We start from the raw sequence: 25,909 nt of genomic DNA on the forward strand, positions 1-25,909 counted from the left end.
CGATGGTGATCACTCCGGCGATCGCCTTAACCATTGCCGGCTCCGATAGTGGTGGTGGGGCAGGCATCCAAGCCGATCTCAAAACCTTTGCCTTCCACGGTGTCCATGGCACCAGTGCGATCACCTGTATCACGGCCCAAAATACCATTGGCGTCACCGATGTAGTGGCCTTGAATTCGGCCATGGTGACTGCGCAAATTGAGGCGGTGGTCAAGGATATTGGCGTCCAAGCGGTGAAAACAGGGATGCTCCTGAACGAAAAGATCATGGCGGCGGTTTTGACGGCTGCAGCAATCGGTAGGCTCCCCAACTGGGTTTTGGATCCGGTGATGGTTTCCCGCACGGGGGTACAGCTCATCGACGACGGGGCGATCGCCTTTTTGCAAAAGCAATTAATCCCTCTCGCCCAGATCCTCACGCCAAACCGTTACGAGGCAGAGATTCTCAGCGGTCTAGAAATTACCGATCTCGCTACCATGGAACAGGCAGCCCAAAAAATTCACCAGCTTGGTTGTGGGGCAGTGCTTGTGAAAGGGGGAGCGATGACCGGGACGTTGCAAGGGGTGGATGTGTGGTTCGATGGTGAACGGCTTGAAATTTTAAAAACGGAATGTATCCAGACCCCCCACACCCACGGCACTGGTTGTACCCTTTCGGCGGCGATCGCCGCTCGCTTAGCCCTGGGAGATCCTCCATTCCAAGCCGTTAACAAGGCAAAGACCTACGTCACAGAAGCCCTAAAACATAGCCTAGCCATTGGTCAGGGGACGGGGCCAGTGGGCCATTTTTATCCGATTTTGCCCTAAACTGCGGCGATCTCTGCTTGTAGTCGATATAGCAGGGTTTGGCGATCGCACTGGGCGAGAATTTCTTTGATCGTCGTACTTGCCCCCAGATTTCCCCAACTGCAGCCATTTTGCAGATAGGTCTGGGTCACTTTTCCGATCACATAGCTACCATAGGCAGCAATTCCCCCCTGGGCGAGGGCAGCGGTGCCATAGAGACCGAGGGTACTCGGATTGGTTAGAGATTCAAAACTGAGGGCTGTTTTGCCTAAACCCAGAAAGACACCGCTACCCAGTTCCGCCACAAATAAAATTCCCGCACTGATTAGAATATTGCGCCAGAGTTTGGCTGCCTCGTGGCTGGTCATTGGCAATCCATACAAACGGGCGAGGGCACGGATCAAGGCTAAATCAGCAAAGGTCCCCCCAAGGAGATCCAAAAAGCCAATGGGATTTAGGGCGATCGCCGCACCTTTGGTTTTGGCATAGTTCCAGATCAATTCTTCGGCTTCAGTTTGGCGATGGGAAAGCGTTTTTTGGGCGATCGCCGTTTGCAAGTGACGCGCCTGGACGAGCGCATGGACAGCCATCAAAGATTTTCCTTCACGGCTGAGGATCGTAAAAATCTTTTCCCGTAGGGGATCAATCTGGGCGTCGGGAGTTTCCCAAGCTTCTTCGACACGGCCATCGGGATGTTCAATGCGGACGGCGAGGGGTTGGGGTTCGGCGGCAACCATGACAATTTCTTCGGGACTGAGGGGAAACTGGGTGCCCGTTGATTCTTGGCTCAGTTGTTGGAGTTGCCGGAAAATACTTTGGCGATCGCAGTCGGGATAGAGATCAATTTTGTTAAATACCACGAGCAGTGGTTTGTGCTGTTGGCGCAGTTCGTAGAGAGATTCATATTCGGTGCGGGTAATATCGCCGGCGATGATAAACAAAATCAAGTCAGAGTTTGCCGCCACTTCTGCCGCCATTTTTGTGCGGGCTTCCCCGGCAATTTCATCGAGGCCTGGGGTATCGACTAATTCAATTTTGAGTTTTTCCGTTGTCAGGGGCCAACGCACCGCCCGTGGATATTGGGTTACCCCGTGGAGGGGGCCAGTTTCGAGCATTTTTTCGCCAATGAGGGCATTGATCACCGCTGATTTGCCGCGACTGACCAGGCCAAAGGTGGCAATGCGCAGGAGATTTTGATCGAGTTTGGCGATCGCCGTTTGGAGTTGTTGCAATTCAGGCCACACAGCCGCTTTTAATGCTGGGTCGGGGGGATAGTGCCAATGGCGGCGGGTGTTGCCATACCAAGCCAGGGCCTGCTGGAGACTGGCCCGCGCCAGGGTAAAGTGCCTTTCCTGTTGTTGACTATCCATCGGTGACACAAGAAACTACCTTTCCTATTTTCCATGATTTACGGTTTATCTACACAGTGATCATCATAGAATGACGAATAAAGCCATTGGGCGATCGCTGAACCGGATTTGCCACCAGTTAAAATTAAAATAACTTGAAATTATGACAAAAATATGGAAAAAGTTATTAAAAAAGTTTCCTTATATGAAAGAAAAAACGATCGGCAATTTTGGCTGAAAAAATCTTATTTAGAACGATTAGCCGCCCTAGAAAATATCCGCAAAGAGTATCATCAATGGCAATACAATGCTGAACCAAAATTTCAAAGAGTTTATACAATTTCTCGACATTGACAATGCTTGCAAATTAATATTTATTTTGGACATTTTTGCACAGAGGTAATCCAAGGTAAGTGACCTAGAGTTTTAAGTTTGAGATTTTCATTGCTTGCACTTGATTTGTCTCAAAAAAGCCGAAATATTATTTTAAGGTTATTCTTGGAAAGGTTGCTCACAAAGGTTTGTTTCACTACATGATTTGCCTATAGGCTCCGTTAAAATTAATGTTGCATCATCCATACAAAAGCTCCCGTCATTCCAACCTGTAACAGTTTTTTCTATGAGATCAAAATCTACAGATATATAGCTACAGTTTGGCTTATCATTCCGCCAATTAAAGGTGATTAAATCAAACCCTTGAACTGGCTCCCCAATTTCTTGTCTGATATCGTCATTAAGAACCGTATCTGGCTGACCACCTAATAACTCTAAAACTTCTTCATACGTCATGCCAAGAGACAGAGAGGTTGCTTTATCAGAAATAGAGAGTGTATTGTTTTCCTGATCGCTGGCAGTATTAGATGTAGATGTGCTGACTTCTTGCTCATTTACAGGTTCAGAAGTACATGACTGTAGTAATAAAAAACATCCGAATAGAGTACAAAGAAAAACATTCTTCATTTTAATTATAAAAATAGATTTTAGAATTTTAGATTTGATTTTTGTCAATTATTACAAACACGAAAGTAGAAGATGAACTCTAATTTTTAAGATTTGCATTTAAGCTAAGAGTAAAAAATCATAAAGCAATGAGTATATTCTAAAGTATGCAACTAGAAACGATCTTAAACAATTGGCTCACGGCACAGAAACCCCAACAGACAGACTTTCCCTACCTGCTGGCACAAGCCCAAGCGGATCCAAACCAAGCTGCAGCCCTCGATTATGATCTGAGTCTGGCCGGCATTACCCATCGGGCTAAGGATTTTTTGGCGATCGCCCCGGAAATTCTCCAGCTTTGTAAGACTCTCAAATTCCATGATCAAGGCGCAATTCTCAAAACCCTCTGGGAACTATGGTTGCCCCTGGCCCAACAAATTCGTACCGCTCGCCAACAGCAGGATCAACCGCTAATCTACGGCATCCTCGGCGGCCAAGGCACAGGCAAAACGACCCTCTGTCGGGTGTTGCAAACGATTCTGGCGCAGTGGCAATATCCCTGTGTGGCGATTTCCATTGATGATCTTTACAAAACCTATGCCGAACGTCAGGATTTACGAAAAACTCAGCCGGAACTAATTTGGCGTGGCCCCCCCGGTACCCACGATGTAGACCTGGGCTTAGAAGTTTTAACGCAACTACAACGAGCCAACCTGGGGGATAAAATTGCCATTCCCCGCTTTGATAAGTCCTTACATAATGGTGCGGGCGATCGCCTTGGGCCGGAGTGGATTGATCCGGTAGAAATTGTGCTTTTTGAAGGCTGGTTTGTGGGTTGTCGGCCCGTTGCTCCGGAAGTTTTTGACACAGCCCCAGAGCCGATTTCAACTGAAGGCGATCGCCTTTTTGCACGAAGCATTAACGAGGCTTTAGCAGAATATGTTCCCCTGTGGGAAAAGCTGGATCGGTTGTTGGTGCTCTCCCCGGAAGATTATCGTCTGAGTAAACAGTGGCGCAAGGATGCAGAACACCAAATGATCGCCCAGGGTAAAACGGGAATGAGTGATGCAGAAATTGATCAGTTTGTGGATTATTTTTGGCGATCGCTCCACCCAGAACTCTTTATCCAGCCCCTCACCCAAAATCCCCATTGGACAGATCTGGTGATTGAAATTGATGCCGCCCATCGCCCCCACAAAATCTATCACCCCAGCGATTTAAAGTCAGTTTCTCTTTTCCCTCGCTAGATTCAACATGGGTTGTTGGCAAAAATCACTGCTTGAAAATCAGATAAGTGCCACCACAAACCATTGCTGTTCCTGCCGCGACCCTACCTGCTTTTTGAGCCTTGGGTGATTTGACTCGCTTGACTAATTGTTCTGCAAAATAAGCGTACACAGCTTTGACTCCTCCCACCGTCACAATGGTGGTAAGCACAATAGTGATTGCTTCAGAAGATCCAAGAGTTTTCAGATCAACGATTGCCGGAAATAAGCTGGCATAGAAAAAAATAGCCTTAAGATCCCCAAGGGTAAGAGCAAACCCACTCAGAAAACTTTCCAAAAAATTTGTGCGACGTTGATTGTTTACCTTGAATTCAAAAGTCTGTTTTGTCCGAATTAAGCAGATCCCCAGCCAAATTAGGTAAAGTCCCCCCATGATTTTAATGAGGGTAAATACTGAGCCGAGTTGTTGCGCTAACGCACTCAACCCCAACAAAGCAAGGCAGACAAAGACTAAATCTCCAGCGACAATCCCAGAGGCCACAGCCAAGCCATTGCGAAAGCCTGCCGTCGCAGAACGGGTCACAACAAGGGCAACACTGGTACTAGGCAGTGCCGCCAACGCGATCATTGTTGTAAAGAAGTAAACAAAATTTAAATAGTCCATGGACGCATTCAAGCCTCTGTTGAAGATTTTTGTTTCTAGGGGGACATAGCTCGTCACTCAACTTTAGGCGGATAATTGGGCGCAATCAAACACGCCGATATAATAAAGCCTATCTTTTCGTTAACGACACAATGCCAAATGTTGTTCTGTGTGGCTATTACGGTCAGGGAAATGCCGGGGATGAAGCCCTGCTATTGACTCTGTTGCAGATGTTGCCCCCTGGGGTGACGCCCATTGTCCTCTCCCACAATCCCACCGCTACCACCCAAGCCTATGGTGTGACCGCAATTCCCCACAAATCCTGGGCAACCCTCAAGGCGATCGCCAAAGCAGATGGTTTTATTTTTGGGGGCGGCAGTTTGTTGCAGGATGTCACGAGTTTAGGAAGCCTGCTATATTACGCTGGTTTGATGAAATGGGCGCAACTCCTAGGAAAAAAGACCATCGCCTGGGGCCAGGGCATCGGCCCGTTACAGTCTAGTTTGGCGAATCAGATTACGCGCTTTGTTCTCCGGGGTTGCACAGAAATCACCGTGCGGGATCAAGCTTCGGCAGATTTATTAAAAAATTGGCAGATTTCCCACAGGCTCGCCCCGGATCCGGTGTGGGCTTTAGCAGCAAAATCTTTTCTGGAAATGCCAGATTTACCCCGTCCCCGCATTGCGATTAATCTGCGCTCCCACCGCACTTTAACACCCCCCAAAATTGCCGTTCTGGGGGAAGCCCTCAAACAATTTCAACGGCAGCACCAGGCCAGTGTGATTCTTGTGCCGTTTCAAAAAAGCCAGGATGAGGCGATCGCCAAGCAACTTTACGACGAATTGGCAGAACCCAAGGCAATTATTGCCCCATTGCAACCGCAACAGTACAAAAGCCTCTTTGCCCAAGTAGATTTTCTGATTGGGATGCGCCTCCATAGTTTGATCCTCGCCGCCGCCGCTTGTCCCTGCTTTGCCCTGAGCTACGATCCCAAGGTGGCCCAGCTCCAGCAACAATGTCACCTCCCTGGCCTTGATCTGGATCAACTCCCCCGCGATGCAACTGAGATTACCGAACAGTGGACAGCCGCTTTGCAAACCGCCGAAAAGCTGACCCCAACCCAGCAGCAAACGATTCAATCCCAGGTACAGACCCATCAGGAAATACTGACAATCTTTCTTTAAAAATGCACTCGGTTTTAACGCCTAGGATGCGATCGCCGAAAAAATTGTTGATAATGGGCGTAAAAGTACTCTAATTGGAAAATCCTCACATAATGGGTAGTAAATCCAAAACTAAGACCAAAGCCAAAGAAGAAGTAGCCATGAGCACTGTCTCTGGCCCGATGCCCATCAACACTGGCATTAGCGAAGCCGATCGAGAGGCGATCGCCAAAGGCTTAAGCCACCTCCTCGCCGACACTTACACCCTCTATCTCAAAACCCATAATTTCCACTGGAACGTCACTGGGCCAATGTTCCAGACCCTCCACCTCCTCTTTGAAACCCAGTACAACGAACTCGCCCTGGCCGTAGATCTCATTGCCGAACGCATCCGCGCCCTGGGTGTACCGGCCCCCGGTACCTACCAAGAATTTGCCGAACTCTCCGCCATCCCCGAAGGCACAGGGGTCCCCACTGCCGAAGAAATGATTCGTCTTTTGGTAGAAGGCCAAGAAACCGTTGTCCGCACTGCCCGCTCCATCTTCCCCACCGTGGACAAGGCCAACGACGAACCCACCGCCGATCTGCTTACCCAACGGATGCAGGTTCACGAAAAAAATGCCTGGATGCTCCGGAGTTTGTTGGGCTAGAACCTCTTACGAAAAATAATGGGAGGCGATCGCGAACTTGATAGCGGGTTTTCCCCCCCTAAGAACCAAGGCCCAATGCTATACTAAATACATTGCACGGGGCCGCAACGGTTTCGACAGGTTGGCGAAAGCTTCCACTGTGATGCAGGTCGAGAGTGGGTCTCCTCTCGCAAATCAAAGATCCAAACAAAATGTAACTGCGAACAACATCGTTCCTTTCGCTCGCAAAGCTGCTGCTGTAGCTTAATAAGAACACCTTAACTTAGGTTCGAGCATTCATAATTCGACTCCGTTAAGGATTATGACTAAACCCCCAACGGATGCTCTCTAGGAATACATCTGGTTTGCACTAGAGCTAAGACTAGACCAGAGATTCTTGGCGACTCGGAACAAGCAGTCGTTCCCGTTCTGAGGATTAGAAGGACTAAACCTGTGAATGAGCTAGGGGTGAATACCCAGTTTGGACAGCAGTTCGACTCTGCTCGGCTCCATTTCTTTTAATCAGTTACAACAAAAAGCCCCCTAAATTAAACGAGGGGGTTTTGTTTTGCCTTAAAGCCTAGCGAATTTTAAGCTTGGTCAAGTTCCTTGGAATCCAGCAGCGAAACCAAAACTTTGTCTACCCTTGCGCCGTCCATGTCCACCACCTCAAAGCGGATCCCACTCCACTCAAAATGCTCACCCGATTGGGGAATATGGTTTAGGAGGTGCGTCATAAATCCGCCTAAAGTATGGAATGCTCCTGTCTCTTCATCGGGAAGCGCTTTCTTTTCCAACAAGGCTTTCAATTCATCAATGTCTAAAAGTCCATCTAATAGCCAGGAATTGTCATCCCGCTGAATAATCATCGGTTCCTCATCATGTTCCATAGAGGGCAAGTCCCCAACGATCGCCTCCATCAGGTCATTCAACGTCACCACACCTTCGATTCCGCCATATTCATCTGTGACCAAAGCAATGTGAATCCCTGTGGCTTTGAATTGTTCAATCACACTCAGGGTGCGCGTTCCTTCGGAAATGTAAAGGGGAGGTTGGAGCATCGCTTGTATATCGATGGGCTGACCCGATAGTTGCGCACTCAATAGGGCTGTCCCTCGCACTGTCCCCAGGCAATGGTCAAGGGTGTCGCGACCTACAGGAAACCGGGAATGGTTACTCTCCATCACTTCTTTGAGGTTTTCTTCTAGGGGAGCAGTGATATCTAACCACACAATATCTGTGCGGGGGGTCATCATGGCTTTAATGGGGCGATCGCCTAGTCGAAAAACCCGTTGAACAATGTCATGCTCCGCCGCTTCAAAGAGACCAGATTCTGCCCCTTGACGAATCAAAACCTTAATTTCTTCTTCTGTAATATCCGGTTCATTGGAATCCTGAATCCCCAAAAGATGTAACAGAGCCTCCGTTGAACTGCCCAAGATCCGCACTAATGGCGTTGTTAAACGAGACAGCCAGCGCATGGGCTTAGCGACAGTACAGGCAATTTTTTCCGGAGCATTAAGGGCAATCCGTTTTGGCACTAATTCCCCAATGACGAGGGATAGATAGGTGATAATTGTCACCACGATCACGACACTAATGGCTTCACTGTAGGGTTGTAAGCGTGGGATATTCTCAAAGGCAGGTCTGAGGCGTTGGGCAATGGTTGCACCACCTACTGCGCCGCTTAGGATACCGATTAAGGTAATGCCAATTTGTACAGTCGAGAGAAATTCATTCGGATTATTCGCTAATTTCAGCGCTGCTCTCGCTTTTACATTTCCTTGCTCCAACAATTGCTCTAGACGGATTTTTCGGGCAGAAACGACGGCAATCTCTGAACCGGAAAAGATTCCATTCAGGATAGTTAGCAGAAGAATGACCAAAATTTCAAGGACACTCGAAGACATGGTGACAAATCAAGAACAAATGAGTCTCTTTAGCATAAGGGTTGATTGTAGGAAAAGGTGTAAATTCTTGGTTTAACCCTCGCCGTCGTTGAGATGGGTCATGACCCCTTGATTGATCCCAAAGTATCCTTGCTTTTGGCGATCGCCCCCTAAATGGATAAAGTTGAGCTTAGAGCTTGTGCTGTTTGCATTTTGGCCATGGTGACAAAACTATGCCCGATCTAATTCCGCCAGAATGGTGATCGCCTGTTCACAGAGTTCTGTATGACATGACCCATTGGAAGCCATAATGCCGCCCCATTTCACCACATCACCTTGGTTATAGAGCACTTCATTGCCCTCAAAGTAGCTAAATTTTCCACCTGCTTCCGTGAGGATCAATTCCGGTGCGGCAAAATCCCAATCCTTCGCCGCTGATTTCCCCGATAGAGAAATATAAACGTCAGATTTTTGTTCGAGAATATGGGCAATTTTACAGCCCACACTTCCGACGTAATTACGGTCTTTAAATGGCAGCCGATCTAATAGATCTTGAAAACGTTGATCCCGGTGGGTACGGCTGGCGACTAGATATAGATCTTCTGTCTGATGGCGCTCAGAAACTTTAATCGGGGCAACAGTGCCATCACGAGTTTCCACAAAAGTGCCATTACCTTTCGACGCGAAGTAAAGTTTTTCTGCTTCGGGGACGACCACCACTGCAATGACCGGGCGACCTTCGTGAACTAAACAAATGTGGACGGCATATTCTCCCGTTTGGTCAATAAAATCCCGCGTGCCGTCGAGGGGATCAATAATCCATACCCAAGGATGTTCAACTTTGTTACCGTCGTAGGTTTCTTCGCTGAGATAGGCAAAATCTTCAGTGCCTAACTTTTCTTGAAACGCTTCCAGAATATAGTGGTTTGCTGCTAAATCTGCCTTGGTGACAGGGCCATCTTTTTTATCAGAAATATTTTTAATATCTCCTTTGTAATAACTTTGGAGAACATCCCCTGCACCCCAACCGATTTGTCGGGCGATCGCCAAAACTTCCGTTAACTTTTGCTGATCCATAATTCCGCAGGAATAAGTTTAAATATTGCCTAGAATGAAGAAGGTTTTTGTTCAAAAAATAAAGAGTATCCGCTTACATTTCACCAAGGTCAGAAACCTGAGGAAGTTTCTTATCTTCAGCGATGTCAGAGAGTTTGAGGCCCCTATCACCAGAAAGCGTCTCATCTCGTATTCCACGAAAACGATCCTTAAGCAGTGGAAAAGCAATCACATCGCGGATACTTTCGGCATTAGTCAACAACATCACTAGGCGATCAATCCCAATTCCTAGACCAACCGTGGGAGGCATGCCGTATTCTAGTGCTGTGACAAAATCCTCATCCACATCACAGGCTTCCTCGTCCCCCGCTGCTTTCTTAGCCGCTTGTTCTTCCAACCGTTCCCGTTGATCGACGGGATCCGTTAACTCAGAGAAACCATTGGCAAGTTCTCGGCCCACAATAAACAATTCAAAGCGCTCCGTTAAACCCGGTTTATCGCGGTGGGGCTTGGCGAGGGGTGAGACTTCGACGGGATATTCCGTCACAAAGGTGGGCTGAATCAGAGTTGCTTCCACTTTTTGCTCGAAGGCTTCATTCAGTAATTGCCCAATGGTTTTACATTTTTCGGGAATGTGCATTCCTACAGATTCAGCGGCTTGCTTTGCGGCGTTAAAGTCATCAAAGCTGAGGAAATCGATCCCGGTAGCTTCCTGAACGAGGTTTTGCATCGTTTCCCGGCGCCAGGGAGTACCCACATCAACGATCACCTCACCATAGGGCAGTTGCGCCTTTCCGACGACATCCTTAGCAAGGGTACGAATTAGATCTTCTGTGAGATCCATCATGTCGAAATAGTCACCATAGGCTTGGTAGACTTCGATGGAGGTAAATTCGGGGTTGTGCTTAGTGGAAACGCCCTCATTGCGAAAAATGCGCCCCAGTTCAAAGACCCGCTCAAAGCCACCGACCACTAATCGCTTTAAATGTAATTCCGTGGCGATCCGCAAATAGAGCGGCATATCAAGGGTGTTGTGGTGGGTAATGAAAGGACGGGCTTCTGCGCCGCCAGCTTCGGCTTGGAGGACGGGGGTTTCAATTTCGAGGAAATCGCGGTCTTCAAGATAACGGCGGATGGCGGCAGTAATTTTGGCGCGACGGCGGAATGTCTCTTTTACTTGGGGGTTAATAATCAGATCGACGTAACGCTGACGGTAGCGTTTTTCGATGTCGGTAAGACCGTGCCATTTGTCAGGGAGAGGCAGCAGGGATTTGGTGAGCATGGCAAATTGACTCACTTTAATGGAGAGTTCCCCTTTTTCGGTGCGCTTGATAATGCCTTTGACACCGATGATATCGCCGACGTCGGTGAGTTTTTTGAGGTGGTTGAATGCGCCTTCGAGGTCGGGCATTCCGGCATTAATTAATTTCTTATCGAGGTAAAGCTGGATCGTGCCAGTTTCGTCCTGGAGGCTAAAAAACGCAAGTTTACCGAAGACACGACGGGCGAGAATTCTCCCAGCAATGGATACGGTGTCTTCGACTTCTTCTCCAGCTTCGATGTCTTTATATTTGTCCTGTAGTTCGGCGGTGTGGTGGCTGATCTCCCATTTGTAGGCGTAGGGATTCATGGCGATCGCTTTGAGTTGATCAACCTTTTCTAATCGGGTAGCACGAATGTCATCGAGGGAGGAATGGCTAGACTCAGACATGGGAAAATTAAAGACTGTGAAGGCTCGTCGCAGAACTCGGTTATTATAACGGCTTCGTTCTCAAAACAGAACCGCCACGGCCTTTAACTCACGGGGAGCGAGAATAGCTCAGGGGAATTTGGGGTGTAAGGTGCCGGAGGAAGCCGAGGAAAAATTGGGCCGCCGCTTCGGTGGCATAGGCACGGAAGGGCAGGGGGGGTTGAGGATTTCCGTAGCTCTGCACCGCTTTGATCACAATGGCAGGACAGTCTATTGCAGTAGCCAGGGTTGTGGCGGCGGCACTGCCGATATCTAGGCCAAATAGGTGAGTCTGGGCCGCAAAAGGATCCTCTTCGGTCTGGAAATTGGTATGGGTCACATCGGCGATCGCCCCTAGGTGGACTGCTGGAACCGCTGGATCATGGGGGAAACCCGTCGCTAAATGGAGCGCGTGATTATCACGGATTAAATCGATGGCCAGGGCCGTGAGACGAACCGGGTCGGCAGTGAGTAATTTTTCGGTGACTAATTGCTCGAGAATCAAAGGCCAGTCAGGGCAGTGGTGGCGGCGTTCAGGGTGGGCCTGGGGTGGGGGGCAATGGTCAGGCTTGAGTTCGTGGTCGTAGAGGGTGTGGAGTAACCAACCCCGCTGGTGCAAGCTTGATTTAGGACGCGGCGTTTGGATTTGCTGTTGCCAAGCGCTAGATTGCCCCAGGAGTCGCGTTTGCCAAGGTTGGGCAAGGATGTAATCGGAGTCACTGGTGCGGTTTGCCGTTGGTAGCGTGAAAATTTTCTGGGCAACGATAATATCCCCTAAAACAACTTTGGCCGGATTGCCGCGACAGATGCCAACCATCACAACTAACTGCGGCTTTAGATGGTCGCCTAGGGAAATAAGACGCTGGGGATTAGCAAGGGATTTGGCAGAAAGATGCACAAGGGCGAGTTGTAACCCGTTGTAGTTGGTGGCGAGGTAGGGAGTACCACAAGGGGTTAAGGTTTCCTGCCAGGGGTGATGGATCGCCCTTTGGAGCGCAAGAAACTCATCGGGAAAAACCGTAAGACAAAGAATTTTCATGGCATGGGCCGCAAGACAATACTGGCGCAAATGACCGCAGGAAATTTCAAAAATTGCGCCTTTAAAATTAACGGGAAAAAAGGGGCAAATTTTAGGATCCTGTATCTCTATTGTAATCTGACCTCTTGGTGATAGATCTCGCTAAAAGGAAGGCGATCGCCCCTGGGCTTTGTCAGGCAACTTTACAGTCTGAAACATTTGGCCGATAATCATTGGGGCATTCCACACCGTAGCGATCCATGGCGAAACAGCGCATTCTCTCTGGGGTACAACCCACCGGTAATCTTCACCTCGGCAACTATCTTGGGGCGATCCAAAACTGGGTGGAAATTCAACAGGACTATGACAGTTTTTTCTGTGTGGTGGATCTCCACGCGATTACGGTGCCCCATGACCCCAAGGTTCTAGCAAATAATACAAAGGCGATCGCCGCGTTGTATCTCGCCTGTGGCATTGACTTGACCCACTCCACGATTTTTGTTCAATCCCACGTTAAAGCCCATAGCGAATTGGCCTGGTTGTTAAATTGTGTGACGCCCCTGAACTGGTTAGAGCGGATGATTCAGTTCAAGGAAAAAGCCCAAAAACAAGGGGAAAACGTCAGCGTTGGCCTGCTCGATTATCCGGTGCTAATGGCCGCTGATATTCTCCTGTATGATGCCGATAAAGTGCCCGTGGGCGAAGACCAAAAACAACATTTAGAGCTGACCCGCGACATTGTGATTCGCATTAACGACAAATTTGGCACGAAGAAAAACCCTGTGCTGAAAATGCCGGATCCGCTGATTCGGACGACGGGCGCTAGGGTGATGAGTCTCACCGACGGCACCAAAAAAATGTCCAAGTCCGATCCCTCAGAACTGAGCCGGATTAATCTTTTGGATCCCCCCGATGTCCTGACGAAAAAAATTAAAAAGTGCAAGACCGATCCCGAACGGGGCCTAGAGTTTGACAATCCGAACCGCCCGGAATGTAATAACCTGCTGGGGTTGTATGCTCTGCTCAGCGGTAAACCCAAAGAAACCGTAGCCGTCGAATGTGCCGATATGGGCTGGGGTCAATTTAAACCCCTCCTCACAGAGACCGTCATTGCCGCCCTAGAGCCAATCCAAACGAAATACCATGACATTATGGCGAACCCCGATTACCTCGATCAGGTGTTGCGGGAAGGCCGGGAAAAAGCTGACACTGTTGCAAATGCGACCCTCAAGCAGGTAAAAGACGCCCTTGGTTTTCTGCCGTCCCTGTAGAATGGTTCATTACCTGTGATTTTTTAACCCTAAAACTGCTTCCATGACCACCCGTCTGCGTCGTGCCATCGAAAATCGAGACTTTGTCGTTACGGCTGAGGTTGCGCCTCCAAAGGGGGGTGACCCCACGAAAATGCTGCGGATGGCAAAATTGCTTGGCGATCGCGTCCATGGGGTGAATGTGACCGATGGGAGCCGGGCTGTGATGCGCATGTCGTCCATTGCCGCCTCAACTTTACTCTTGCAAAACGGTATCGACCCAATTTTTCAGGTGGCCTGCCGCGATCGCAATGTCATTGGTCTCCAAGCAGATTTAATGGGCGCCCATGCCCTCGGTTTACGGAATGTGTTGGCCCTCACGGGGGATCCCGTCAAAGCGGGCGATCACCCCAAAGCCAAGGCGGTTTTCGATCTCGAATCGGTGCGTCTGTTAAAACTGATCACCAAATTAAATAACGGCCAAGACTTTAACGACAAAAAAATGCCCGATGGCCCCCTGGATTTGTTCCCTGGGGGCGCAGTGGATCCCCAGCTGAAGAGTTGGTACACCATTGAATCTCGCTTTGCCCGAAAAGTAGAAGCAGGGGCGCAGTTTTTCCAGTCGCAAATGATTACGGATTTCCAGCGACTCGAAGAATTTATGAACCGGGTGGCTAGTCAATATGATGTGCCCGTGTTTGCGGGAATTTTTCTGTTGAAATCGGCAAAAAATGCTCAATTTATCAACCGTTGTGTACCGGGGGCGCAAATTCCCGATGCGATTATTGAGCGCCTAGCCCAAGCTGAAAATCCCCTCGAAGAGGGTCTCAAAATTGCGGCGGAGCAAGTAAAAATTGCCAAAAATCTCTGCCACGGTGTCCATATGATGGCCGTCAAAAAAGAAGATCTGATTCCGCAAATTCTTGATTTAGCGGATGTTTCTATTCAAATCTCCACGGCACCGGCCTTAGTTTAAGTTTATTTTTAACCTATATGTCACAAACCTATACTTTTCATACCCTCGATGTGTTTACAGAGCAAATTTTCGGGGGTAATCCCCTGGCGGTGTTCCCCCAGGCCCAAGGGTTAAGTTCGAATCAAATGCAGGCGATCGCCAAAGAGCTTAACCTTTCAGAAACTGTCTTTGTTTTTCCCACAAAAGATCCTGATACGGACTTTCAACTGCGAATTTTTACGCCCGCTGCCGAGATTCCCTTTGCGGGCCATCCCACCGTGGGAACTGCCTACCTTCTGGCCCATCTCGGTTATCTACCTGCAAATTGTCAGCTTGTGCGCTTCCAAGAAGAAGTGGGGACTGTCCCTGTCTCTATCTATTGGGAACAGGATCAAGTTCGTACCACTGCCCTAAGTGCGGCCCAGTTGCCCCAGTTTATTGAGCGATCGCAGCCCATCGATTACGCTTCCCTGGTAAATCTCCCGGCCCACGACTTACACCCGGTGCTAAAGCCGGCGGTGATTTCCTGTGGACTGCCCTTTTTATATCTGCCCCTCAAGGATCTAGACGCCCTGAGCCGCTGCTCCCTCAACCGCACCTTTTGGGAAGAAGCATACCAACATCAATTGACGGCCCACATCTATCCCTTTGTCGTAACCGAAGACAATCAAATTTATGCGCGGATGTTCGCTCCCGGCTTGGGCATTGCTGAAGATCCGGCAACGGGTTCAGCGGCCACGAGTTTGGCGGGTTATCTACATCGCTACCTACCCAGCCAGGCGACATTACAAACTTGGCAAATTTACCAAGGCATTCAAATGGGGCGGCCCAGTCAGCTCATGCTGACCATGCAACAGCAAAAAGGGGAATTGACGGAGATCGCTGTGGGCGGGTCTTCTGTGCTCGTCAGTGTCGGCCACATTAATGTGCCAACGTTTTAGACAAAAAAAGATCCCTAATTGTTTTAGGGATCTCGTTTCTCACCGTAGTGATTAGCAATAATTCAATTTTCCGAGTCGCTTAAGCTGCGGTACTAGAGAAAGCGGCCATTTGCACGTCACTTTCCATGAGTAGGGTTTGTAACTCCTCAGCGTCAACGGTCTCTTTTTCGACGAGCATCGCTGCTAATTTATCGAGGACACTGCGGTTACCGACAAGCACATCTTTCGCGCGCTTGTAGGCTTCTTCCACGAGGCCCCGGACTTCTTCGTCAATCACAGCGGCTGTTTCATCGGAGAAGTCCCGATCAGAGGCAATGTCACGACCCATGAAAACGTTACCGTTTTGGCGACCCAAGGCTACAGGCCCCAGGCGATCGCTCATCCCGAAGCGGGTAATCATTTGACGGGCAACATTAGCGACCTGCTGCAAGTCATTAGAAGCACCCGTGGTCACTTCTTCTTCACCGAAGATAATTTCTTCAGCGATGCGGCCACCGAGGGCAACGGCCATCTGGTTTTGTAAATAGGCACGGGAGTATAGACCAGAATCCATGCGATCTTCACTGGGGGTGAACCAAGTCAAACCGCCAGCACGACCCCGGGGGATAATGCTAATTTTTTGGACTGGGTCATAGTCGGGCATCAAGGCACCAACGAGGGCATGGCCTGCTTCGTGGTAAGCAACAAGGGTTTTGCGCTTTTCACTCATGACGCGGTTTTTCTTCTCAGGGCCAGCGAGGACGCGATCAATTGCATCGTTCACTTCGTCCATGGAAATTTCCGTCAAATTGCGACGGGCTGCCAGAATTGCTGCCTCGTTTAGGAGGTTCGACAAATCTGCACCGGTGAAGCCGGGAGTCCGACGGGCAATTTTTTCGAGATCCACATCCTTCGAGAGGGTTTTACCCCGGGCATGGACATTGAGAATTTCTAAACGACCGGAATAGTCGGGGCGATCGACGACCACTTGACGGTCAAAGCGACCGGGACGCATTAACGCCGCATCCAAGACATCGGGACGGTTAGTCGCAGCAATGATAATGATGCCAGTGTTGCCTTCAAAACCATCCATTTCTGTCAGGAGCTGGTTTAGGGTTTGTTCCCGTTCATCGTTACCGCCACCGAGGCCCGCACCACGGGAGCGACCCACGGCGTCAATTTCATCGATAAAGACGATACAAGGGGCATTTTGTTTGGCCTGTTCAAAAAGATCGCGGACACGGGAAGCACCGACCCCGACGAACATTTCGACGAATTCAGAACCAGAGATGGAGAAGAAAGGTACACCAGCCTCCCCAGCAACGGCTTTTGCCAAGAGCGTTTTACCGGTTCCGGGAGGGCCAACGAGGAGCACCCCTTTGGGAATTTTTGCACCGATTGCAGTGAACCGATCAGCGTTTTTCAAGAAGTCAACAACTTCGGTTAACTCAAGTTTGGCCTGCTCAATCCCTGCCACATCACCAAAGGTGACTTGGGTCTGGGGTTCCATTTGAACCCGTGCCTTTGATTTGCCAAAGTTCATAGCCTGGGAACCGGGGCCACTCTGGGCGCGCCGGAGCAGGAAGAATAACCCCACGAGTAGTAGGATTGGGAAAATGAGTGTACTGAGGGCGCGGAAAATCCAATTGTCGTCACTCTGGGGCAACACGGCAATATCGACATTGTTTTCGCTGAGGATGTCGATTAACTCCGTATCACCGGGGGGGAGGTTGACGAGGATAGGCGTGCCATCCTGGGCTGGGACAAAAGCTTTAGTGCGATCGCCACTGATTTTGACACTTTCGATATTGCCCTGCTGGACTTCTTGGAGGAACTGACTATAACGCCAGGTCTCTCGACTTTGGGGTTGCTGATCCAAGAAAGACACAGCTAAGGAGATCACGACGATCGCCAATAGGGCGTAAAGCCCGGTACTGCGCCATTTTTTGTTATTTTTGTTCACTACTGAGAGCCTCCTAGGATTTGAGGATAAGCAGAATAATTATGCGATTCTTAAAAGAGCGTCTTATCCTGTGTTTCAGGTTGGTTATTAAATAATGTTAACGTTTCTCAGGAAAGATTGTTAAATTTTCTGCTTTTGTGTCTAAAATCGCAGGTCATATTCGACAGAAAAACGATTATCGTTGTTGAGATCCGTTGAGCCTCGGACAAAAATCTCATCGTTGACCCGATACCGGAGACCAAACTGAGCGGGCTGGCTACTATTTAGAATTTGCAGCACCGACAGGGACAAATCTGGGCTGATGTTGGCACTGAGTTCTGCCCCCAGTCCCAAGGTTGAACTGCTCTCATCTTCATCTTCTGTAATCACCGTGGGGAAGAGGCGTAGCTCGCTCAAACCAAGGGCATTGCCAATGACATCTTGGATATTACTCAAAAGGGCGGAACCAGCTAAGTTAGCCAAAGCTAGGGTTTCGTTGGTGCTGCCCCCGGTGAAGTTTTCTAAGAAAGATCCCCCTAAGAGAGAAATCAACTCCGTTTCACTACGGGGCGGACTACTGGTCAATTCAATATTTTCATCTAAATTGCTCGCCCGTCCCCGCACATTGGCTTGGATACGGATGGTTTCGACGGTGCCGATCTGGCTGGGGCCAAAGACGCTATTGTCACGAATTTCAGCAGAAAGGGGATCGGTAGTGGCAAGAAATGACCGGGAATTTTCCAACAGAGAAGTCTCTAGGGTGATGTCAAGCTCTGGGTCGAGGCCAAAGTTGGGGGTAAAGGTCGCGGTATTACGATTGCCCGCAAGCCGCAGTTGGGCAGCAAAGAGATTGACCTGACCTCGATCTAACTGAATCACCCCGGCAGGACGCAAATCATTGAGGGTGCCATTGAGGGTTAAATCCCCCGTTGCGAGGAAATTCAGAATCGGTTGCCGGGTAATTTGCACGCGATCGCCAAGGGTAATCTTCAGGTCTTTAAACTCTGTGATCGCCCGCAGATCGACATTGGAAACGCGTTTCGGTGTTGGGGATGTCCCTGGGTCAAGCTGTTTATTCCCGGCCGTGGTTTGTTGGTCTATGGCTGTGGTTGAGTTACCATTACCATTGCCATTTTCTTGGTTCCCTGCCAGCGAAATACGCCCTTCTCGGAGGGTTAAATCGCCCCCAATGGTCGGCTCTAGGCTGGTACCAGCAATGATCAGGTTGCCCGCAACGCCCCCTTGGTAGAGATCAGGCAGCTCAAAGTTGAGATCTTCTAGGCGCACATCGAGGGTTTGATTCTCGGTCATCCGCTTGGCGAGGGGCAGTTGTCCAGAAATTGCCACCTGGCCACCACTAAAATCACCGGTAAGTTCTTGGATCGTTAGGGTATCTAGATTGAAATCAATTTGTCCATGGACATTGGTCAAGGGGGCATCAGGTAGAACCTTGGCTTGGATTTCCGCTGCGGCGATCGCCACCTGACCATCCGCCACCAGATCCACTGGCCGCCCCGTATCGGGATCAATTTCTCCGTCAATGGACAGATCCACTTCCCCTTCACCCCCCAGCCATGCCACTTGACCCCGCGTCAAAATATTTAAGAGGGCAAATCCTTCATTCTCAAGGTTAAACGTGAGATTGAGGGCGTTACTCTCTGGGACAACTGTGGCATTGGGCAGTTGGTAAGGAATACTACCTGTAATTTGGAGGGGGTCAGCCTCGGCCACCAGTTCACTATCAACAATGAAATTGAGGCGGGCATCATCATAGGTGAAGTTCCCCTTGACGCTATTGATCGGCGTGTCATTGATGCTGGCATTGGCCATGGTCATTTCACCCCGGGCCGAGGGATCATCAGGAGTTCCCGCAAGGGCGGCATTGGCGTTAATAAAACCGTCGATCGCCACCGCCTCAGGTAAGTCCACAAATTTTTCTAAAAAGGCTACAGGGACTTCGGTGAGGCGCAATTGTCCCGTTTGGGTATCGCCCCCAAAGCTACCAATAAAGCTTAGGCGTCCCCCGCCATCTTGTTCCGAGAGACGAATGCCCACGGGCCGCAACGTTAAGACCCGATCCCGCAGCACACCCCGCGCGATAATTTGGGGCATCGTGATTTCGCCCCACTGCCAAGGGGAACCGACAATCTGTGATTCGCCAAATACGGCCACTTCGCGGTATCCGCCAGTGAGATCAAAGTCCGCCTGGAGGCCAGTCTCTGCATTGTAGGCAAGGCTCAGGTCGCCGCTAAATTCCCCCCGTAGGTCTGCTAATTCTGCGGGCAGGAGTGGTTTACTCTCGGCGACATCTAAATTGAGTTGGCTTTGGACGCAACTGAGGAGAGCGATTCTTTCGGCAAAGGATTGTTGGCGATCGCCACGGCTGTAGAGGGCCGGATTTTCGCCATTATTTTCCGGCGGAGTCGCTTCAGCCATGCCGTTGAGGAGGGTATCACAACGATATTTTTCCCGCTCGGGGGGCGTGGCATCGGCCAATTCCAGGGTGGGTTGGGCTGGCACGGCCACAGACTCAATTTCAGTGGTGATGGGGGGCGGATCCTGGGGACGGTTGGCATAGAGATCGGCGCTCTGATCGAAGCGACTGGAACGGCCAAAATAATCCGGTAGGGATAAACTGCCGAGATTTTGGAAATCGCCGTAATCGAAAATTTGCAGGGCCGCTAAAACATCTTCAATCCGGCCTTGTTCAATGGTGCCCGTGGTTTGAATGGTTGGGCTTGGACGGTTTTCGTTGGCTAGGGCAATGGTGCTATCGACGCTGTAGAGGCCGCCGTTTTGCGCCCATTGGAAATCCTGGAGCCTGAGGGTATCGTTGGCAAAGTAAAAGTTTCCACTGAGGCGATCGCCAGCGAGATAACCCAGCATCGGTTGGGCGATCGCCACCTGACCGGACACCGAATTCGCCTGGAGATCCGCTCGCAGTTCACTGGAGAGTCTTCCCCCCAAGACCATCGTTTCTAGGGGAAAATCAAGCCGTTGCAAAGCGGGTTGTCCCTGGGCCACCTGTTGGATCAAGGTGACGGGGAGGTTGCCACTGCTCAGTTGGAGTCGGGTCGGTTCGAGGCCCGCTTGGTTGTACTCCAGGGCGAGGTCTAGGGTCGAGCCATCGAGCTTGAGTTCGGCCTGTTCTGGGCGGAGACGGGAATTCAGACGGGCAAAAATCTGGTCTTCTTCCCCTTCGATGGCGATAATGGTGCGGCGATCGCTGCGGGTTTGAATGGTGCCCTGGAGGGTGGGGTCGAGGGTCAACTCGGCTAACTGCACATTATTCAGAGCGACTTGACCATTGATCTGGGGCTGCTGGAGCGTCCCTTGGATCGTGCCCCGAAAATCCCCTTGACCTACAACATCGAGGGCCTGGGCCACCTCCGGTAAAGGCAGTTGCTGGAGATCAATGTTTTGGGCTTCTAGGTTGAGAGCCAATTGTGTAATCGCTTGGCTTGCATTACGACCGAGGCGATCGCTATCAATGGTTAAGACCCCATCGGCCCGGAAATTTTCGGCGATCGCCCTTTGGATTTGCAGTTGCTGCCCATTCCAAGCCCATTGACTGGTTAACGAAGAATTAATCAGGGCGACCCCTTCACTGAGGCGCAGATCCCCTTCGGCCCGCACATTCTTCAGGTCTGGCTCGGTCACATCCGCTGTTAATTGCACAGCGCCACTGCCAATTCCCTCCAGGCTGCTATTGAGGCGATTTAGAGCCAAATTTTGAGCGGTGAAATCCCCTTGGAGTTGACCATTCTGGAGCGTTAACAATCCGCCGTCAATGACACCGCCTGCTAGTCTGGCGCTCAGGGAACCCTGGGCCAAAATCCCCTCTACTGAGAGATCCTCTAAATTACCCCGTACCTCAAACTGACCTTGGCTGGGGACTGTATTTGCCACATTGGCCAACTGGGGGGCAAAGCTCACTAAATCTACATTATTTAGGGCGGTACGACTGTACCATTCCCCCCCAGCGACGGTGACGCCCTCGGTGCGAATCTCACCATTGCCCACCGTAAGGCGTCCGGAACCCGTTGCTTCGACGGTATTTAAGTTCACCTCAGCTAAGGTTCCCCCAGTCTGGAATTGGCCGGAGTAGTCCGCCACTAGGGTACGGGGAACAGCGGGTAAAATTTCTTTAAGATCGAGGTTATTTAAAGCCAGGTCAGCGCGCCACCGACCATCCCCAACGCGAATATTGCGGGCGATCGCCTGACCATTGGCAAAACTGGTGCGGGCCTGACCAGTAATGTCGAGGGAACCCGCTTGTGCCTGGGGTTCTGACTGGCCAAAGGTGCCCGCAACTTGGAAATCACCATTGACGATACTGCGCTGGAGAAAGGAGGGCAGTTCCTGTTCCGTAAGCTGGGCGAGACGCAGTCCCTGGGCGCGGGCAGGGGTTTGGAATTGGGTTTGGGTAATGCGCAGGTTGGGCATTGTCACCAGGCCCCCAGCCACGGGCACCACAGCGGTACCTGAGACGACAAATTCTGAGACTTGGTTCAGGGGCGCTTCAAACACCACATCTGTGCGGCCCGGCCCGGCAGTGACGGGTAAATTGAGTTCGTAGAGTTGGGCCAGGGCATTTGTCGGTAATTGATCCCCCTGGGCCGCAATTGCGATCGCCCCAGGCGAAGATGTACTTTCATCGGCCAATTGAATCACCCCTTGGCCGGTGATATTGCCCCCCAAGGTAGGTTGAGCGGTGAACTGCTCAACCAGAAAACGATTACCCGTAATGGTCAGATCGCCCTGAAAACGCTCCAGGGTCAGGCGATCAACTTTTAATTGGCTGGCATTCGTTGCCGCAACGGCCAACTGAATTTGTTCCAGTGGCCCCCCAAAGGTCACCGTCGTTGCCAATTGACCCTCTACTGGAAAGGCCGGGGATTCTAATTCAAATGTGTCCAGGATTTGGGCAATTTCTGTGGGGGCAGTCTCAATTTGCCCCGTAAAACCCGTTTCAAAATTGATATTGAGATCGCCACTAAATGGAAGCGTCCCCAGGCGGCCTGTCGTCTGTTGGAATTGAAGTTCTTGGTTTTGAAAGCCAATTTTGCCGGAAAAATCTTCTACGGGTTTGGTAAGGGCCGGAACGATTAGGGTCGAACCCTCGGCCATTAACTCCCCATTCCAATCGCTGAGGTCGCCTTCTTCTAGGAATAACTCGATGGCACCATCTACTACACCACCGGAAAAGGTGACAGGGGGAACCACCAGGTTAGAAATGGCGACAGGGTCTAATTTCTGGGCGCGAATCCTGAGATTGCTGGTCTCTTGCTCAAAATCGAGGATTCCTTCGATGTTTAAGTCTCCCCCCGACGCCAACTTACCCTGGACATCAAAATTGATTACTTTGTTTTGGTTCGTGAGGCGGCCTTTCCCGGAGGCGATCGCCAACTGCACAGGGGGACTCAGGGTGCCGGAACGTTGGCGGGCAATTAACGTCAGTTGACCCCGGCGGAGGCGGATGTTATTGATATTGACTTCGAGACCTTCGGTATCTGGGTCATCGGGAGCAATGTTCAAATCTAGCCATCTGCGGGCTTGGTTTTGCTCAACGGTCACCTGGGGATTAATCAGGGTGAGGTTTAGGTCTAAGCGCCGCTGGGTGAGCAACGTCCACAGGTTAAAATCAACGGCGATCGCCTCAACCAGAAGCTGATCATTGGAAGCCGCCGTTGGTGGCAGTTCAGACGGGCCAAACCGTAATCCCCCTAAGGAAAATCCTTGCACTGACCCCAGGTTAATGGGGCGATCAATTTGCTTATTAAGCTGCTGCTCAATTTGTGGTGATAAGCGCTGGTAGATGTAGTAACGCCCATAGCCTAGGCCCGCTCCCACGGCTAGCACAAGGCCCACAGCCGCCCCCGTAATGAGACGTTGACGCCGACGGGATGGTGGAACTTGCACTGAGTTTTCGGAAGAAGGGGGAAGGTTTTGGCTCATGGTGGCAACAGTTTGCAAGTGTTGCGATCATTATAGAGAGGATGACCCTATCGCAATGGCTTTTGTCGCTTTTTAATTACCACAGATTTTGGATCTGCCCCAAACGGTCAGCGAAAAAAATTTTGGTACCGATTCCATGCAGCACAGATTCCCCATGGCCCCAGTGTCAAAGATTTATTTTTTGACCGTCGCCGCATCAACAAAATTGTCACAAAAAAAGAGAAGTAATCACTTCCCTTTCTCAACCCTAAATCATGAATGGATGTCGTTGTCCCTGACAGAAACTCTGTTGACTCAAGCCTCTTTCTAGAATTTGATGTTTTGGGCCATTGCTTTAAAAGCAGCCATGTTTGCCCCTGGGCGGCGACGATTGGAACGGTTGCCGGGTTTGAGGAGATAGTTTTCTGCAAAGGCTCCAACTTCTACTGTCTGGGCGAGTACGGCTTCTCGGCTTGCAGCTTGAATGGCGGCAACAATCACATCGGTGGGATCATTAACATTGGGGGCCGGGGCACTGGCTACGGGAGCGGGGGCCTCTTGGGAAGCTTCAGTAGTAGGGGCTTCTACCTGAGGTGTTTCCTGTACACGCACTTCGGGCGCAACGGACGCTTCGGCGATTGTGTCGTTACCTTGGGAAGGTAATTCCATGAAAAAGTTATCTTTCTTTTTTCCTAAAATTTTTCCTAGCACGGGCAAGCTCCTGAATATTAAAAATGAATTAAAACAGCACTCAACGCACCAAATGATTAAGCCTGAATATTTTGGCGGTGTTAAGTTACGCTGATTCTATTGATTAAGTTTTATGAAGTCAAGGCAATCCCGGAAATTCAAGATTTTTTAAGTATTTATAACCATCACTCCCAGGGAAAATGATAAAAAAGAGCCACAGTGTGCAGAAAAATGAGAGGCAATCGCCATGGGTCAGGTAAAAACAATTTTGGGCGCAATGCCAGGGGATCCCCTCAAGGGGCTACGGGCCGCTGATCAACGGTGGCAAAATTGGCGACAGGGTAAGATTGGCGCTCCGGCGATGGTGCAAATTGGTACGGAAGACTGCCCTGACTATGATTGTGATGTGCTCGTCTGCGGGGGCACTTTAGGCTTGCTCCTCGCGGCGGCCCTGCAACGGCGAGGCTGGCGGGTGATTATCTTGGAGCGGGGGCCATTGCAAGGGCGCGTTCAGGAATGGAACATTTCCCGGAGTGAGTTGCAGACGCTTCTGGATTTAGAATTGCTCAGTGAGACCGAACTACGCGAAGTCATCGCCACGGAATTCAATCCCCTGCGCATCCAGTTCCATGGGGGAGATCCCCTCTGGGTGAAAGATATTTTAAATATTGGTGTGAGTCCCCGGCGATTGCTGGCGGTTTTGAAGGAAAAATTTCTCACCTGGGGTGGCAAGATTTTTGAGAATCACCCTTGCACAGGGATTACGGTTTCGCCGCAGGGGGCGATCGCCAAGACCGAAAAATTTACGTTCCACACCCGCTTGATTTTGGATGGCATGGGACATTTTTCTCCCATTGCCCAACAGGTGCGCCAAGGACAAAAGCCGGACGGTGTCTGTCTAGTGGTGGGAAGCTGCGCCCAGGGGTTTGCGGCGAATAGTAAGGGAGATTTAATCTATTCATTCACGCCGATTCGCAACCAATGTCAATACTTTTGGGAAGCCTTTCCCGCCCACGATGGCCGCACTACTTATCTATTTACCTATCTCGATGCCCATCCCCAACGGTTTGACCTAGCTTTCCTCCTGGAGGAATATCTAAAATTACTGCCTGACTATCAACAGGTGGATTTAGCGGCCTTAGATTTTCAACGGTTTTTGTTTGGCTTTTTCCCGAGCTATCGTCGCAGTCCTCTGCATTATCCTTGGGACCGCATTTTGCCCATTGGCGACAGTAGTGGCGGCCAATCCCCCGTTAGTTTTGGTGGCTTTGGGGCAATGTTGAGGCATCTGGAGCGACTCACCAACGGTTTAGATGATGCCCTGACCCAGGACTGTTGCGATCGCCAAGCCCTCGCCCAGCTACAACCCTACCAACCGAATCTTTCGGTCACCTGGCTGTTCCAAAAAGCGATGAGTGTGGGGGTCAACCAAAGCTGTCCACCAAATCAGATTAATGACCTGTTAAATGCAGTCTTTGGGGTGATGGCCCAGTTAGGGGAAGATACCCTCAATCCATTTTTGCAGGATGTGGTGCAGTTCCAAGGCCTAACGAAGACATTACCCAGGGTGAACTTTAAAACGGTGTTGCCCCTGTTGCCCCATTTGGGGGTGGGCGCGTTGGCCGATTGGTTGCGCCATTACCTTGCCCTGGGTCTCTACACCTCAGGCTATGCGCTCAGTCAGCGTCTGCCCATGGGAGATAGTTACCAGGCCAAACGACGGCGTGAAGCGTGGCAATATGGATCGGGCCAAGATTTTCATCAGGCAGGACTCACGGAACAGGACTAA

19 protein-coding genes and 1 other RNA gene are annotated in these 25,909 nt (G+C 50.3%); 10 read left to right on the forward strand and 10 right to left on the reverse strand.

Annotated features, from left to right (window positions below):
- Window positions 1-2: 2 nt before the first annotated feature.
- A complete protein-coding gene (gene thiD / locus AWQ23_RS00130) occupies window positions 3-806 on the forward strand; it encodes a bifunctional hydroxymethylpyrimidine kinase/phosphomethylpyrimidine kinase (protein WP_062431550.1) in 804 nt (267 codons plus the stop codon).
- Here thiD and AWQ23_RS00135 read toward each other — a convergent pair.
- The gene (locus AWQ23_RS00135; RefSeq protein ID WP_062431551.1) at window positions 803-2,155 is read right to left on the reverse strand and encodes a GTP-binding protein; all 1,353 of its coding nucleotides are present in this window, start codon (window positions 2,153-2,155) and stop codon (window positions 803-805) included. The genes thiD and AWQ23_RS00135 overlap by 4 nt on opposite strands.
- 153 nt (window positions 2,156-2,308) lie before the next feature.
- Between AWQ23_RS00135 and AWQ23_RS00140 the strand changes: the two genes are divergently transcribed.
- A complete protein-coding gene (locus tag AWQ23_RS00140; protein ID WP_062431552.1) occupies window positions 2,309-2,488 on the forward strand; it encodes a hypothetical protein in 180 nt (59 codons plus the stop codon).
- Between the two features lie 138 nt (window positions 2,489-2,626).
- On the opposite strand, the gene AWQ23_RS00145 is transcribed toward AWQ23_RS00140, so the two are convergent.
- Complete coding sequence (locus AWQ23_RS00145; protein ID WP_062431553.1) at window positions 2,627-3,142, reverse strand: hypothetical protein; 516 nt, start codon at window positions 3,140-3,142, stop codon at window positions 2,627-2,629.
- Between the two features lie 98 nt (window positions 3,143-3,240).
- Between AWQ23_RS00145 and AWQ23_RS00150 the strand changes: the two genes are divergently transcribed.
- Window positions 3,241-4,320, forward strand: a complete 1,080-nt coding sequence (locus AWQ23_RS00150) for a hypothetical protein (protein ID WP_062431554.1) — start codon at window positions 3,241-3,243, stop codon at window positions 4,318-4,320.
- Window positions 4,321-4,345: 25 nt separating this feature from the next.
- Here the strand turns inward: AWQ23_RS00150 and AWQ23_RS00155 are convergent, their stop codons facing one another.
- Entirely contained in the window at window positions 4,346-4,963 is a 618-nt protein-coding gene (locus AWQ23_RS00155) for a LysE family translocator (protein WP_062431556.1), read from the reverse strand.
- Window positions 4,964-5,094: 131 nt separating this feature from the next.
- Between AWQ23_RS00155 and csaB the strand changes: the two genes are divergently transcribed.
- The 3 genes from csaB (at window position 5,095) to ssrA (ending at window position 7,249) form a co-directional block, all read left to right on the forward strand.
- Window positions 5,095-6,126, forward strand: a complete 1,032-nt coding sequence (csaB, locus tag AWQ23_RS00160; RefSeq protein WP_062431557.1) for a polysaccharide pyruvyl transferase CsaB — start codon at window positions 5,095-5,097, stop codon at window positions 6,124-6,126.
- 161 nt (window positions 6,127-6,287) lie between these two features.
- Entirely contained in the window at window positions 6,288-6,755 is a 468-nt protein-coding gene (locus tag AWQ23_RS00165) for a Dps family protein (protein ID WP_369009151.1), read from the forward strand.
- Between the two features lie 98 nt (window positions 6,756-6,853).
- Window positions 6,854-7,249, forward strand: a transfer-messenger RNA (tmRNA) gene (gene ssrA / locus AWQ23_RS00170).
- 75 nt (window positions 7,250-7,324) lie between these two features.
- Here the strand turns inward: ssrA and AWQ23_RS00175 are convergent.
- The 4 genes from AWQ23_RS00175 to AWQ23_RS00190 form a co-directional block, all read right to left on the reverse strand.
- Entirely contained in the window at window positions 7,325-8,644 is a 1,320-nt protein-coding gene (locus AWQ23_RS00175) for a hemolysin family protein (RefSeq protein WP_062431559.1), read from the reverse strand.
- A gap of 210 nt (window positions 8,645-8,854) precedes the next feature.
- Window positions 8,855-9,700 (reverse strand): 3'(2'),5'-bisphosphate nucleotidase CysQ, encoded by an 846-nt coding sequence (locus AWQ23_RS00180; protein ID WP_062431560.1) that lies wholly within the window; start codon window positions 9,698-9,700, stop codon window positions 8,855-8,857.
- Window positions 9,701-9,773: 73 nt separating this feature from the next.
- On the reverse strand, window positions 9,774-11,390 hold the full coding sequence (lysS, locus tag AWQ23_RS00185; RefSeq protein ID WP_062431561.1) for a lysine--tRNA ligase: 1,617 nt from the start codon (window positions 11,388-11,390) through the stop codon (window positions 9,774-9,776).
- Between the two features lie 88 nt (window positions 11,391-11,478).
- Window positions 11,479-12,477, reverse strand: coding sequence for a hypothetical protein (locus tag AWQ23_RS00190; RefSeq protein ID WP_062431563.1), 999 nt, complete (start codon window positions 12,475-12,477; stop codon window positions 11,479-11,481).
- Window positions 12,478-12,686: 209 nt separating this feature from the next.
- Between AWQ23_RS00190 and trpS the strand changes: the two genes are divergently transcribed.
- Genes trpS through AWQ23_RS00205 form a run of 3 tightly spaced genes read left to right on the forward strand, consistent with a single transcriptional unit; the run spans window position 12,687 to window position 15,572 of the window.
- Entirely contained in the window at window positions 12,687-13,697 is a 1,011-nt protein-coding gene (trpS, locus tag AWQ23_RS00195) for a tryptophan--tRNA ligase (protein WP_062431565.1), read from the forward strand.
- 43 nt (window positions 13,698-13,740) lie between these two features.
- The gene (locus tag AWQ23_RS00200) at window positions 13,741-14,652 is read left to right on the forward strand and encodes a methylenetetrahydrofolate reductase (protein WP_012305679.1); all 912 of its coding nucleotides are present in this window, start codon (window positions 13,741-13,743) and stop codon (window positions 14,650-14,652) included.
- Window positions 14,653-14,669: 17 nt separating this feature from the next.
- Complete coding sequence (locus AWQ23_RS00205) at window positions 14,670-15,572, forward strand: PhzF family phenazine biosynthesis protein (protein ID WP_062431567.1); 903 nt, start codon at window positions 14,670-14,672, stop codon at window positions 15,570-15,572.
- Between the two features lie 79 nt (window positions 15,573-15,651).
- Here AWQ23_RS00205 and ftsH3 read toward each other — a convergent pair whose 3' ends face one another.
- The 3 genes from ftsH3 to AWQ23_RS00220 all read right to left on the reverse strand — a co-directional run bounded on the left by ftsH3 (window position 15,652) and on the right by AWQ23_RS00220 (window position 24,099).
- Complete coding sequence (gene ftsH3 / locus AWQ23_RS00210) at window positions 15,652-17,514, reverse strand: ATP-dependent zinc metalloprotease FtsH3 (protein WP_012305681.1); 1,863 nt, start codon at window positions 17,512-17,514, stop codon at window positions 15,652-15,654.
- A gap of 141 nt (window positions 17,515-17,655) precedes the next feature.
- Window positions 17,656-23,451: a translocation/assembly module TamB gene (locus AWQ23_RS00215; protein ID WP_062431569.1), complete on the reverse strand. Its 5,796-nt coding sequence runs from the start codon at window positions 23,449-23,451 to the stop codon at window positions 17,656-17,658.
- Between the two features lie 306 nt (window positions 23,452-23,757).
- Window positions 23,758-24,099 carry a hypothetical protein gene (locus tag AWQ23_RS00220; protein ID WP_062431571.1) on the reverse strand — a complete coding sequence of 114 codons (342 nt, stop codon included), beginning with the start codon at window positions 24,097-24,099 and terminating at the stop codon, window positions 23,758-23,760.
- A 268-nt stretch (window positions 24,100-24,367) separates the two neighbouring features.
- Here AWQ23_RS00220 and AWQ23_RS00225 point away from each other — a divergent pair, with 268 nt between their 5' ends.
- A complete protein-coding gene (locus tag AWQ23_RS00225) occupies window positions 24,368-25,909 on the forward strand; it encodes a hypothetical protein (protein ID WP_062431573.1) in 1,542 nt (513 codons plus the stop codon).

It is taken from the genome of Picosynechococcus sp. PCC 73109 (assembly GCF_001521855.1).
GTDB lineage: Bacteria > Cyanobacteriota > Cyanobacteriia > Cyanobacteriales > MRBY01 > MRBY01.